Raw genomic sequence first — 12,255 nt, forward strand, 5'->3', positions numbered from 1 at the left:
GTCCGCCGCTAACATCAGGGAGCAAGCTCCCATCTGTCCGCTCGACTTGCATGTATTAGGCACGCCGCCAGCGTTCGTCCTGAGCCAGGATCAAACTCTCCATGAAGTTTGATAATGACTACGCACATTCGCATGTGCGATTTATTTAATGAATTAACAGGTACGTTTGTCTTGTTTAGTTTTCAAAGATCATTTCCGCTTCGTTCAGCGGCTTTAATAATATAACATCAAGCCCACATATTTGTCAATAACTTTTTTCAAAATTATTTGTTGGAGCTTTTTCATGTCAGCTGTTTATCAGCGACGAATAATAATATAACATGTTAATTCAAATCTGGTCAACCCTCTTTTTAATTTTTTTCTTAAGATGAATTATTGTTATGTTCTATTTTAAACAAGCATAGGATGAATACAAAGCAGCATGGACAAGGAGGAGTTTCTCTGTGAACCATTTTTATGTGTGGCATATGAAACGGATTAAGCAGTTAATCATTATTATGATAGCCGCTTTTGCGACAGCAAGCTTTTTTTATGTACAAAACCTGCTCCCTCTTCCTGTGTTTTCTACAGAAAGCGGAGCAAAAGCGGTATATAGAGGAGACTCAGATACAAACGAAGTCGCTCTTACCTTTAATATCAGCTGGGGAGATCAAAAGGCCATGCCTATTTTAGATACATTAAAAGCAAACGGTATTAAAGATGCGACCTTTTTTCTTTCAGCTTCATGGGCGGAGCGCCATCCGGATGTCGTGGAAAGAATCCGTAAAGACGGTCATCAGATCGGGAGCATGGGCTATGCTTATAAAAACTATTCGCAAATGAAGAAAAGCGAAATCAAAAAAGACTTAACAAAAGCACAAAACTCTTTTCAAAAACTCGGTCTTGAGGACCTCACGCTTTTAAGGCCGCCGACCGGCCAGTTTAATAAAGACGTACTCGATGTCGCTAAACAGTACGGCTATACCGTCGTTCACTACAGTATTAATTCGGATGACTGGACGAACCCGGGGGTTCAAAAGATCGTACAAAACGTAAATGAAACGGTGAGCGCTGGTGATATCGTGCTCTTTCACGCTTCAGATTCGGCCAAACAAACAAAAGAAGCCCTGCCTGAGATCGTGCACCACCTCAGAAGCAAGGGACTCAAAAATGTAACCGTCAGCGATTTAATCGCAAATACGGATGCAAAATCATCAGAAGTAAAATAGCAACCGGTCTAAGCGCGGGCCTGAAATTTTGGGAGCATTAAAAGTTGAAAAGCGTTGCAGGCTAATAAAGGAAGCAGCATTAAATAGAGCCAGTCCTCTTCATTGACCCTTAACGCCGGGAACCACTCCATCACAGTAAAAACAAACATTAGAAATAATGCGGAAACGAACGTTTTTTTAGAGGACTGTTTTTGCTTTGCATAAGCGGCCGCAATGCTTACCGCCAAAATAAAGAGCGGCAGCCAAATATACGGAATGATGGAGCCTCCCTCTTTTTCAAAAAACAGAAAACGCAAGTAAACCAAATCAAACGCGACAAATACAATCAAAAACAGCTGAATCGAATTCCACAAAGAATGAGATCTGAAGATTTCCAGTGCAAAACGGTGAATCGTTAAGAAAATCACAAACCCCATTTGAGCAATCACGCTAAAGATCATGCCAACCCCGATAAACCAAAATAGAACAGAAAGAATCTCCAATACCTCGAAGGAAAGAAACAGCTCCTTATATCTTCCCCACTCAATGGCAAAACCGACAATACTTGTAGTCAAAGCTCCGACACCCAACACGGAAAAGAAAAATCGGACGAGATTACGGCTTTTCATTGTAGACTTCCCAACCCCTAAGTAAACGCTGTAGCAGCGATATTTTGTTATGTATAAATTTATAAAAGACATTCATATTAAAGGTAAGACGAGTTTTCGAAAGGAGCTTAAGCATGTTCAAGACCACAATGCTATCGATAAGCTGTTTTCTGTTTCTATCTGTAACAGCTTGTGCTCCCACGGACCAAGCAGCTGAGATGGACTATGATCAAACCAAAAAGATGGTTGTCGATATATTAAAGACAGATGACGGAAAAAAAGCGATTCAAGAAATATTAAATGATGACAAATTAAATGAAACACTTGTGATGGATGAAAAAACCGTCAAAGAAACCGTTGAAAAAACAATGACCTCCAAAAAAGGAGCTGAATTTTGGAAAAAAGTCTTCGAAGATCCAAAATTCGCAGAAGGCTTTGCCAAAACACTTCAAAATGAACATGAAAAAGTGCTGAAAAAACTGATGAAAGATCCTGAGTACCAAAAAATGCTGATGCAGGTCATGCAGGATCCTGAAATGACCAAAAAATACGGTGAACTTGTCAGAAGCCAGGAATTCCGAACCCACCTGCAGGAAGTCATATCTGACACTCTGTCAAGCCCGCTCTACAGAAAGCAGTTTGAAGAGGAACTGAAAAAAGCTGCTTCTGAAAGCATGAAAGAAGAAATGAAAGGCGGCGAAGAAAAACAAAGCTAAGCCGCTTTTCATTCACTAAAAGCTTCTTCCGCGGAGGAAGCTTTTTCTGATCTTTAAGCTTTTACGCCAATGCTTTCGTCGATTTTTTTGGCGATATCCAAATAAATGGCACCGGTCGGATGACTTTCATCATAAACGGACGGCGCAAATTCGCTGTCATCCCAATCGGGCTGCTTCAGCGGAATTTTGCCCAGAATCGGAACACCGAGTTCTTCTGCGAGCTTCTCGCCTCCGCCTTTGCCGAATACGTATTCTTTTTCGCCTGTTTTGACGCTTTCGTAATAAGCCATATTTTCAACGATTCCCAAGATTTCATGATCGGTCTTCAAAGCCATCGCGCCCGCTCTTGCAGCGACAAACGCGGCAGTAGGGTGCGGCGTCGACACGATCACCTCTTTGCAGCTTGGAAGCATTGAGTGAACATCAAGCGCTACATCGCCTGTTCCCGGCGGCAGGTCTAAGATAATATAATCGACATCTCCCCATTCAACCTCATGGAAAAAGTTATTCAGCATTTTTCCAAGCATAGGGCCTCTCCAAATGACAGGGGCATTGTCTTCAACAAAAAATCCCATCGAAATTACTTTGACTCCGAATCTTTCAACCGGCACGACCTTTTCTCCTTCAATCGTCGGCCGTACAGTGATTCCCATCATATCCGGAACGCTGAATCCGTAAATATCGGCGTCGATTAATCCGACTTTCTTTCCGATTCGAGCCAAAGACACAGCCAAATTGACGGACACCGTCGACTTGCCGACGCCGCCTTTACCGCTTGCCACCGCTAAAAACACAGGCTGTTTTTCACTATTCAGCAGAGATTGATCCTGCCCTTGGGCAGACTCTTGATTATTCATCACGACTTCTTCAGGCAGCTCCTCAAAACGCAGGCCGACCGTCTCTGCACCGGCTTCTTTTAACCGTATGACGATTTCCTGCTGAAGCTGCATTTGTTCGGCAGATCCCGTTTTTGCGAGCGCCACCTTTACGCTGACGTGCCGTTTTTCGGGTTTTATTTTAATTTCCTTGACGGCATCCAGCTCTCTGAGCGGCTTGTGAAGAAATGGCTCGTCCAAATCGCCGACTATTTTTTTTACATCGTCTTCTCGCAACATTGATCTCACCCTTTGTTGTATTCGTTTACAAAATAAGTATAGCATATCTTTCCTTATAGTGTCTTTGACACAAAAAGAAACCCTCTTATTCAGGAGGGTCTCTGTCTTCTGTAAAGTAGCGCAATACACCTTTATATACGGATGCCGCGATTTTGTCCTGATATTTGGGCTTGGCCAGCTGTTTTGCTTCTTTCGGATTTGACAAAAACCCGATCTCGACGAGGGCCCCCGGCTTTTTCACATTTTGCATCAAATAAATGCCGTGTATCCGCTTTGCCTTCCGCGTCGTGTTTTCAAGATTATGTCTTAATTCATCCTGAATAAACTTGGCGGCCCGTTCGTTTTCTTCATATTGCCCGTAAAAGAAGCTTTGCGCACCGCTCCATCGGGCGGAAGGAATCGCATTCAAATGGATGCTGAGGTAAAGGTCGGCTTCAGAATTGTTGATCACGTCGACCCTTTTCCGCAAGTCTTCCGCTTTCCTTCTGCTGAGCCCCTTCGTTTCTTCAGGAGCGAGATCATGATCGTCCTCCCGCGTCAGCAACACCAAGGCGCCCTGTTCCTGGAGATAGTCCCTGATTCTAAGGGATACTTCAAGCGCCACATCTTTTTCAAGGAGTTCACCGCTTGATGCTCCTCCATCCGCGCCCCCGTGTCCAGGATCAATATAAATGATCTTGCCGCTCAACGGAAGATTCCATGACCGCCAAGAATCATCATTGTGAAATTGATATTGAAATAAACATAATAAAACGACAAAGCCGAGTAAAAACCCGAGCCATTTTATTTTTTTCTTCATCCCTTTCCCTCCCGCTCGTCCTTACTACAACATATGGGACAAGGAAAGGAAATATGATTCAGCTTGGCCGCACTTTTACATAAATTATCTGAGCCGAAGCTTAAAGCGTCTTTCCCGCTCGCTGAAGCCTTCCTTCCACCAGCTTTGGATGAAGTATTCGCAAGCATAATAGAGTGGTTCATGAGCCGCTTGAATATTAAAAGCCTCAGACCAGCTCACCGCATATTCATAAAGCTCGTGCAGAAGCTGTTTTTCTTCTTTTTCTGAGCGGACCATCGCTCGTTGAACGGGCTCTCCGTGATAGCCGAACTTTCCGTACTCGGCTCCCAGCAAATAGGCCTCAATGGCAAAATCGATGCAGCCGTCATACAAAATATCCGTGTGCTTAGAAAAAAAATGAAAAAGAGGAGCAAAGCATTCCTCCGCAGAATTCAGCATTTTTTCCAAAGACAGTTCGCGCAGAAGCTTTTTTTCCAAATTGATCTGCTTCTTTTGTTTTTCATTGTTAAAAGATACGACCGTCCCCATAGAACCGCCTCCTTTTTACCTTGTATTGTGCAGTCAGGAGCCGGAAATCATGCTTTTCTAAGGAAGGGAAACGGAGGAAGAAGCCGAAAATATTAGGAGAGGTTAGTTTCAGCTCATTTATGCGCGCCATCCATAAAGTGTTCTGCAAAGGAAAATCAGTTTTTAGTCTTTTCTTATTTTCAATACTTGTTTAATCATCTGTCCAGCAGCATAAATAAAGGCGCAATGATCGATTGGCTAAATCGATTCATCGTGCCTTGTATCAAGTAAAAGTTTTACTTTTATATCACCGCGGTGAGAAGTTCTTTGAGCTCACGGTATTTGTTACGGCTCACATTGATAATCTTTTTGCAGTTTTTAATTTTTAGATTATACGACTTCATGTAGGTGTCTTGGATGATTTCCTCAATCTTATCCAACGGAACGAGGAAAGACTGATGGGTTCTAAAAAAGTTGCTCCCTTTAAGCATTTCCTCAAGGGTCATCAAACATTGACTTGACTTAATGATCTTTCCATTTTCAAGATTTATGCAGGATTTTCTCCCCACCTTTTCAATATACAAAATGCTGTCTACATCTACGAGATGAATTTTGCCGCTAGAACTGATGCCTATCTTTTTATTGTTTCTTTTTGAAAAAGCCTTATGATTTCGAAGAAGCTCTACAGCTGATTTGAGTCTTAAAATGTTAATCGGTTTGACTAAAAAATCAATAGGATAAAACTTATATCCATCCAGAGCGTATTCTGTGTAGGAACTCATGAACATGATGCTGATACTGGGATAATACTCTTTCAGATATTCAGCTAAATCGAAACCGCTTGACTGCTTCAGATTGATATCGATAATGACCAGATCGACTTCATTCACAGACTCCAGGTGGGAAATCAACTCGCTTATTTCTCTTGTGATTAATTCAAATCTAGCATGACTGATGCTGTCCGAAACCTCTTTGAAAAAATCAAGAATATCTTGATCATCATCAATCACGCATATTCTTACCGTCAATGATCGTCACTCTTTAAATCCTCAGGCAATTCCGGTTCATAAGCAAACCAGAAACAGCTGCTTAGTGAAGTAATTGAATTGAAAAACAAAGCGGATACACCAATCAAATAAGTAATAAATTTCACCATTTCCCTAGTCCCCTTTTATTTTTTATTAAACCTCTTATCAAAAGATAAGATGATTTTATGCCATGAGTCAGTCAAGGTAATGCTTTGCATGATCATTGCGATCCAAATGCCGTATTGAAGCTGGCTGTCAACCAAAAGGCTGACCAGCATGAGACCCAGAAAAACGCAAATCGACCTATATTTAATCTCTGTTCTCTGTTGAGGACTGAATACCTGCATCTTTTTATGCAGTTTCGGTGATTTTTTTAAGAAAATGAAAAATGACAAGACAATCAGGCCAATCAGCATCCATTTCATCCCCCGGGAGAAGTGAAAAGCAAATTCTATGGATATGTACGTGATCACCATAATTTGAAACGTGCTGAAAAATAAACAATAATAATAACCTTTAAAGTGGCTTCCCCCTGAAAACATTCTCAAAAATCCGCCCGCCGACAAGATGACCATGGCTTGTATCACGCAGTCAAAATAACAAGCTATAATAAATACCAGCAGTATTTGATTGATGGCGGCAAGCATCCACTCAAGCCCGTATCGTATGCTATCTTGCCTACTACGAAAATCAGGGTTGTAATAAATGATCTGTTCCGAAATTTTTTTTGACAAGTAATTGGGTGTGAACTTAACCATCGCCTAACTCCTTCGGAATCCTGACTTTGAAGACGATCATCCTATCGATGATCTCCGGAAAGATGAATCCTTGATGCTTCTCAACGACTGATTTAACGATATGGAGGCCATATCCCCTTCCCTTCTTGCCTTTCGTAGAAAATCCTTCTTCAAAAATCCGATCTACCACCTCAGCGAACCGCTCTACGTCTCCAAAGTTGCCTACATCTATTCTGTAGTAACCTTCTCCGGAATCAATCTGGACATATACTGTCCGTTCTGGAATATCACCGAGTTCTTTTACGGCTTCCACTGCATTCATGATCAGGTTTCCAAATATTTTATTTGTTTCAAAAAGCTTGCATGGAAAATCCCTCAGACTATCGCTGATTTTATAGTGAATACGAATATCTTCCTTTAAGGCTTTATCCTTATACGAAAGGAGCAGGGCGCTGAGCGCAATGGAATGGATAGGAAGTATGTCGCTGATTAAAGCGGAGTCCTTCATCACGTCACTTAGATAATGTTTCGTTTCTTCATATTGCCCTTTATTAAGCATTTGTTGAATTGCGATAAGATGATGCCCCTGATCATGGTTATGTTTTTTTATGAAGTGAATGTATTTGCCAACCTCCTCATATTGTTCCTCTAAAGAATTCTCAGCGTTACGGAGGTTTTTGTAGAAAATGCGCCTCATGATAATCAAGGTGAAAAAAGTTAATGAAACAAGGGCAATGCTCCAAAAAAGATTAATAAAGCCCTCTACTTTTTGGTTCTTATAGATGATGAAATAGTATAGAAGCAGCAAAGAAAATGACAGTATCAAAATCATGTACAATTTTATGTCCAAGTCTTTCACCTGTTTCTTCGGTGAAATTAAAACCACTCTCTTTTTTCGAATTAGGAAAAGCATGAATAAAAGGATACAAAAATGGGGCAATGCCGTACCAAGGCTTCCCTCTTTTACATTGAGAACTGGCTCGGCAACTCTTAACATTGCGAAGCCAATCACTTCGGATACGAGTAAACAAACAGCACCCAATAAAACGCCGATTATCGATAACAGAATTCTGAGGTTCAAAAAAAGCGAAACCGGTAAACTGATCGCCAAAACCATAATGGAAAGGTACAGCAGAGGAGGAAAAGAACTTTTCACCAGATACAATACAATGCTTCCGTAAAGGCTGATTAAGAGCAGGCTGAAAAATTTGTTTTTATAGCTGACATTCAATAACGAAATACCAATCGTTATAATCAAGAATGTTTCAAGCATACCTCCAATTAATTGGGTTGGCAGATCCATTACTAACACTCCTAAAATATACATATTAGGTATTTCATCTCAATTATACAAAGAAGGAAAGTTTATGTATAGATATTTTCGAATATTTAACTTATTGGACACAATAATTTTGAAATAGGGCATTTTGCACAAGAAATAATCCAAAATAGCCCAAAAATAATCCAACAATTCTAATTATTGTTATAATAATGCTGAGCTCCCAAAATTAATTAAGAGGTGAAGGAAAATGTCAAAGATCGAAGCATGGAAAAATCCTGTTGCACGTATGAACAGCCAAATTGTAAGTCCTGCCGGTGACTTAATGGACGAGTTGTCAGACAGTGAAATGGAAATGCTTGCAGGCGGCTGCGAGTGGTATAACATCAGCTGTCAATTAGGTAACAAAGGTCAATGGTGCACTCTTACAAAAGAATGTCAACGGAGCTGCAAATGAAACCCAGCCGATATTAACGACTGTCTACAAAAATAATGTTAATAAAGAGATGTAGGAAAACTTCAAATTTGGAAGCATGGAAAAATCCTATTACACAACTGCCAAGTGACCAACCCTGCGGGTGATTTAATGGACAAGCTGTCAGACAGTGAAATGGAAATGCTTGCAGGCGGCTGTGCTTGGTGCAACATCAGCTGTCAATTAGGTAATAAAGGTTCCTGGTGTACTCTTCAGTACAAGATATTAGTTGAATCTGGCCGGCATTTTGCCGGCCGTGTGCATCTCATTCAGAAAAAGGTTAGGAGTGAAACAATGGACAGCATGTTGAAGGGAACGGATTCAGAGCGGTTAGAGCAGATCAAATTTTGGAGCCGTTTCTTCTACAATAATGAAGAGTATATGAAAAGAAGCCTAAATGAAATATCTGGAATAAACATTGATCATATATTAGCCTTAAAGTTTGGCGGCAAAAAGAGTGCTGTAGAAAATGTTCATCCCTGGTTTGATGATTGGGATTTAATCCTTAAGGGAGCGCTTGATCCTCTGCCGGCACGCCAGACGGAACAAAATAAAAAGTTCGGTACATTCATCGATCATTTCCTGAAACTAGCTTTCTCCAAACTTAAAACTTTATACATACATAACCATTCATTCGATTTTTCAGAAAACGAGTTATATTCAGACTTGCTTGAACAAATGAATGACGACATCTATTCTATCTGCCACAAGACCCTCGTGCTTGAGCTGAATGTATACCGAGAGCAGGGACTCCTGAAAGGCAGCACCCCCGAAGAGCGGTATGACTATTTCGAACATGAAATTTTGACAGATAAAAAGTTCCTATCCTCATTCGGAAGCGAGTATCAGAGCCTCATCTCCCTTTTGATCCACAAAGTCAATAGCTCAGTTAGCTTTATTAGGGATATTGTTGAGCATCTAGAAAATGACTGGCCCGTGCTGATTAAAACCTTCCCGAAAATAGGAAGATTAAGGAAGATTCACCTTGGTAAAGGGGACACACACGACAATGGAAAAAGTGTTTCAATTTTGGAATTCGAAGGCGGCCAATCGCTCGTCTATAAACCAAGACCCTTGGACGCAGACCAACAATATCAGAAGTTGCTATCTTGGCTAAATGCTCAGGAGAACAATATTCCGAATTTCTACAAAATGAAGGTGGTCAATGCAGATGATCATGGTTGGACGGAATTTATTCAATATAAAGCCTGCCAATCAGCCGAAGAAGTCAAAGATTTTTATAAACGTATGGGCGCTCAACTTGCTGTACTGTATGTGTTGAACGCAACTGATTTTCACTATGGAAATATCATTGCAATGGGTGGTCACCCGGTGTTCGTCGATATGGAATCATTGTTTCATCAGAATATTTACGATGACAGTTACAGCAAAGAAGCTCTTGGACAAGCCGATAAAATGCTCTCGAAATCGATTATGGCTTCCGGCATGCTACCTAATTTGCTTTATCAGCGGAAGGACCGGAATAAATCAGGTGTTGATTTAAGTGGATTGGGAGGGAAAGGAAATCAGCGCCTCCCGTTTGAAGTGGCCCAAATTGTCGATAAGGGTACTGACCAGGCATATTTGAAAAAGGGGATAGCCTTTTTGGAAGCCGGCCTCAATCTGCCAAGCTATAATGGGAAGTTCGTGAATCTTCACGATTATCTATCTGAAATTGTCGAGGGCTTTACGGCCGTCTACCGATTTATGGCTGCAAACAAAGTAGAGCTTACCAGCCAGTTGCAAGGATTCAAGCAAGTCAGAGTCAGGACGATTTTAAGACCAACAGCGGTCTATGGAGAATTCCTGCGTAGTCTAGTCCATCCTGATTTGCTTCGAGATCCAGTTGATCAGGAAGTTTTTTTACACAGGCTGTGGCTAAAGTGCCTCCAGGTTCCAAAAATGGAGAGTATTATCATTGATGAAATGGAAGATTTACGCCGCCATGATGTCCCTTTATTCACAACCAGACCGGGCGAGCGGCATTTATGGAGCTCAAACGGAAGAGTCATCAGAGACTTCTTTCTTTCCCCTGCGTTTGACCTTGTCTTGGAAAAGATACGAAGTCTTGACGAAAAGGACTTATACGGGCAACTACAGGTTTTGCATATGGTCATGCTCGCCTCAAGTGCAGATCATTATGCGGATGTTGAGAAAATTGATCCATTCTGGAATAAGACAGCTCCGGCTAAAGAAGATTTCCTAGAACAGGCAGTCGATATAGGAAATTACTTACTGAAGACAAAAATACAAGGGGTGAACAGGAACAAAAAGGATCTTACCTGGATCAGTACCGTGCTGGAAGGAAACAATGAAGTGATATGGAAAATTTCTCCCGTAGGACTCGATCTTTATAACGGCAACAGCGGAATAGCCCTCTTTCTAGCTTACCTCTCGTATTTTACAGGTGAACAACGATTTAAAGAGGCGGCGGAACAAGCAATTGTTCCGATTCTAAATGATATGAAAAAATTCAGCGAAAATCCAACTTGGAGCCTCGGGGCATACAGCGGTGTAGGCGGAAACCTGTTTACAACCATCCTACTTGCAGAACTCTGGAATGATTCATCTCTTCACCAACAGGTGGAAAAAGCCTTGCCAGGATATATCGCGATGATCAACGAGGATACAATCTTTGATTATATAGGTGGTGCTACGGGAGCACTTGACATCCTGCTGTGTATTTTCCATCGAACAGGAAGCATCCAAGCGGTTAAGGGAGCTATTTCATGCGGAAAACATCTAATGAAACACGGTCGTGTAATGAAAAGCGGCGGAATGGGCTGGCCTTCTGTCTTGGACGGCTCAGTTCTGACAGGCTATTCGCATGGTACGGGAGGTACCGCTGCTGCTCTTTCCTCTCTCAATTACTGGACTGAAAACAAAGCAATCCTTCCGTATATATCGAAAGCCTTGGAATATGAGCGGACATTTTATGATGAAAAGGAGAAAAACTGGCGAACGCCAGGAAGGGATACATCCTCATACGCCTGGTGTCATGGAGCTCCGGGAATACTATTGTCAAGGCTCCGCCTGAAGGAAAATGGCTGGACGGATCCTTTGCTCGACAGGGAAATTGAAGTTGCGCTTGAAACGACTTTGCACAAAGGATTTGGTAATAACCGCTCTTACTGCCACGGTGACTTTGGACAATTAGAAATTCTCCTCTATGCCAAACAAGTACTTCAGGATCGTGAACTGGACGTTTATATCGAATCTGTCAGATCGCAATTGTTGGAGATCGTTAAACAGAAAATGTGGAATTATGGTATATCAAGGGGAACGGAAGCTAAAGGGTTAATGACCGGGCTGGCTGGCATCGGAATGGGGTTATTGAAGCAATATGACAGTGAGGCGGTACCGAACATATTGAATCTTGAAAACAAACTACTTGAAAGGAGGTGAAACGAATGTCACATCGTGAAATGGCTGCAATTTACCGTGATGCCAACAAACGTGCCAATCTTGAGTTTTCTAACCCTGTCGGCGAGGTCAACGAAGAAGAATTAAAGAACCTTGCAGGTGCTGCGGATGTTACACCGCACACTACTCCTTCTTCATTGCCATGTGGAACATTGGTTACAGCTGTTTGGTGTCCGTCTAACGCATGTACATCTGATTGCTAATTTGGCCAATGCTAGTATGAGAGGGATTTAGAATGGGAGCTCAGATCCTTCTTCTTACATAACGTTTGGCCGGAAAATGAAAAACAAGGGGCGGTTGGTCATGTTTTATCGAGGCCAACCGTTTCGTTATCTATTATATCCAACTTTTCTTAAATGTATGCATAAAAGAAAGGGGAGA

Annotated in this window: 13 protein-coding genes and 1 rRNA gene; 5 read left to right on the top strand and 9 right to left on the bottom strand. The window is 41.6% G+C overall.

The genetic code is table 11. The annotated features are described in order from the left end of the window. Positions 1 to 106: ribosomal RNA gene (locus tag KI350_RS19765) — 16S ribosomal RNA — on the bottom strand; the annotation flags it as partial. A 337-nt stretch (positions 107 to 443) separates the two neighbouring features. Here KI350_RS19765 and pdaB point away from each other — a divergent pair. After that, a complete protein-coding gene (gene pdaB / locus KI350_RS19770) occupies positions 444 to 1,208 on the top strand; it encodes a polysaccharide deacetylase family sporulation protein PdaB (RefSeq protein ID WP_020449906.1) in 765 nt (254 codons plus the stop codon). 8 nt (positions 1,209 to 1,216) lie between these two features. Here the strand turns inward: pdaB and KI350_RS19775 are convergent, their stop codons facing one another. Then, on the bottom strand, positions 1,217 to 1,816 hold the full coding sequence (locus KI350_RS19775; RefSeq protein ID WP_020449905.1) for a KinB-signaling pathway activation protein: 600 nt from the start codon (positions 1,814 to 1,816) through the stop codon (positions 1,217 to 1,219). A gap of 113 nt (positions 1,817 to 1,929) precedes the next feature. Between KI350_RS19775 and gerD the strand changes: the two genes are divergently transcribed. Further along, complete coding sequence (gerD, locus tag KI350_RS19780; RefSeq protein ID WP_020449904.1) at positions 1,930 to 2,511, top strand: spore germination lipoprotein GerD; 582 nt, start codon at positions 1,930 to 1,932, stop codon at positions 2,509 to 2,511. 53 nt (positions 2,512 to 2,564) lie between these two features. Here the strand turns inward: gerD and KI350_RS19785 are convergent, their stop codons facing one another. The 7 genes from KI350_RS19785 to KI350_RS19815 all read right to left on the bottom strand — a co-directional run bounded on the left by KI350_RS19785 (position 2,565) and on the right by KI350_RS19815 (position 8,024). Then, positions 2,565 to 3,626, bottom strand: coding sequence for an Mrp/NBP35 family ATP-binding protein (locus tag KI350_RS19785; RefSeq protein ID WP_020449903.1), 1,062 nt, complete (start codon positions 3,624 to 3,626; stop codon positions 2,565 to 2,567). A gap of 85 nt (positions 3,627 to 3,711) precedes the next feature. Continuing rightward, entirely contained in the window at positions 3,712 to 4,425 is a 714-nt protein-coding gene (cwlD, locus tag KI350_RS19790; protein WP_020449902.1) for an N-acetylmuramoyl-L-alanine amidase CwlD, read from the bottom strand. An 84-nt stretch (positions 4,426 to 4,509) separates the two neighbouring features. After that, on the bottom strand, positions 4,510 to 4,953 hold the full coding sequence (locus KI350_RS19795; protein ID WP_020449901.1) for a YbaK family protein: 444 nt from the start codon (positions 4,951 to 4,953) through the stop codon (positions 4,510 to 4,512). A 281-nt stretch (positions 4,954 to 5,234) separates the two neighbouring features. After that, positions 5,235 to 5,960 carry a LytR/AlgR family response regulator transcription factor gene (locus tag KI350_RS19800; RefSeq protein ID WP_006640359.1) on the bottom strand — a complete coding sequence of 242 codons (726 nt, stop codon included), beginning with the start codon at positions 5,958 to 5,960 and terminating at the stop codon, positions 5,235 to 5,237. Further along, positions 5,957 to 6,088 carry a cyclic lactone autoinducer peptide gene (locus tag KI350_RS23465; protein ID WP_006640358.1) on the bottom strand — a complete coding sequence of 44 codons (132 nt, stop codon included), beginning with the start codon at positions 6,086 to 6,088 and terminating at the stop codon, positions 5,957 to 5,959. Before KI350_RS23465 ends, KI350_RS19800 begins: the two co-directional genes overlap by 4 nt. Before the next feature lie 15 nt (positions 6,089 to 6,103). Continuing rightward, a complete protein-coding gene (locus KI350_RS19810) occupies positions 6,104 to 6,718 on the bottom strand; it encodes an accessory gene regulator ArgB-like protein (protein WP_020449900.1) in 615 nt (204 codons plus the stop codon). Continuing rightward, positions 6,711 to 8,024, bottom strand: a complete 1,314-nt coding sequence (locus KI350_RS19815; RefSeq protein ID WP_080131199.1) for a sensor histidine kinase — start codon at positions 8,022 to 8,024, stop codon at positions 6,711 to 6,713. The genes KI350_RS19810 and KI350_RS19815 overlap by 8 nt, the downstream gene beginning before the upstream one ends. 202 nt (positions 8,025 to 8,226) lie before the next feature. Here KI350_RS19815 and KI350_RS19820 point away from each other — a divergent pair, with 202 nt between their 5' ends. The 3 genes from KI350_RS19820 (at position 8,227) to KI350_RS19830 (ending at position 12,077) form a co-directional block, all read left to right on the top strand. Further along, complete coding sequence (locus KI350_RS19820; protein WP_020449898.1) at positions 8,227 to 8,433, top strand: plantaricin C family lantibiotic; 207 nt, start codon at positions 8,227 to 8,229, stop codon at positions 8,431 to 8,433. Positions 8,434 to 8,538: 105 nt separating this feature from the next. Beyond that, complete coding sequence (lanM, locus tag KI350_RS19825; protein ID WP_223254889.1) at positions 8,539 to 11,856, top strand: type 2 lanthipeptide synthetase LanM; 3,318 nt, start codon at positions 8,539 to 8,541, stop codon at positions 11,854 to 11,856. Between the two features lie 5 nt (positions 11,857 to 11,861). Continuing rightward, positions 11,862 to 12,077, top strand: a complete 216-nt coding sequence (locus KI350_RS19830; RefSeq protein ID WP_020449896.1) for a class II lanthipeptide, LchA2/BrtA2 family — start codon at positions 11,862 to 11,864, stop codon at positions 12,075 to 12,077. Positions 12,078 to 12,255: the final 178 nt, after the last annotated feature.

It is taken from the genome of Bacillus sp. J41TS8 (genome assembly GCF_018333035.1).
GTDB lineage: Bacteria > Bacillota > Bacilli > Bacillales > Bacillaceae > Bacillus > Bacillus paralicheniformis.

Bases quoted from the DNA above. Each gene is read 5' to 3' on its own strand.
- KI350_RS19775 (WP_020449905.1), bottom strand. From the start codon at position 1,816: ATGAAAAGCCGTAATCTCGTCCGATTTTTCTTTTCCGTGTTGGGTGTC.
- gerD (WP_020449904.1), top strand. From the start codon at position 1,930: ATGTTCAAGACCACAATGCTATCGATAAGCTGTTTTCTGTTTCTATCT.
- KI350_RS19785 (WP_020449903.1), bottom strand. From the start codon at position 3,626: ATGTTGCGAGAAGACGATGTAAAAAAAATAGTCGGCGATTTGGACGAG.
- cwlD (WP_020449902.1), bottom strand. From the start codon at position 4,425: ATGAAGAAAAAAATAAAATGGCTCGGGTTTTTACTCGGCTTTGTCGTT.
- KI350_RS19795 (WP_020449901.1), bottom strand. From the start codon at position 4,953: ATGGGGACGGTCGTATCTTTTAACAATGAAAAACAAAAGAAGCAGATC.
- KI350_RS23465 (WP_006640358.1), bottom strand. From the start codon at position 6,088: ATGGTGAAATTTATTACTTATTTGATTGGTGTATCCGCTTTGTTTTTC.
- KI350_RS19810 (WP_020449900.1), bottom strand. From the start codon at position 6,718: ATGGTTAAGTTCACACCCAATTACTTGTCAAAAAAAATTTCGGAACAG.
- KI350_RS19815 (WP_080131199.1), bottom strand. From the start codon at position 8,024: ATGTATATTTTAGGAGTGTTAGTAATGGATCTGCCAACCCAATTAATT.
- KI350_RS19820 (WP_020449898.1), top strand. From the start codon at position 8,227: ATGTCAAAGATCGAAGCATGGAAAAATCCTGTTGCACGTATGAACAGC.
- KI350_RS19830 (WP_020449896.1), top strand. From the start codon at position 11,862: ATGTCACATCGTGAAATGGCTGCAATTTACCGTGATGCCAACAAACGT.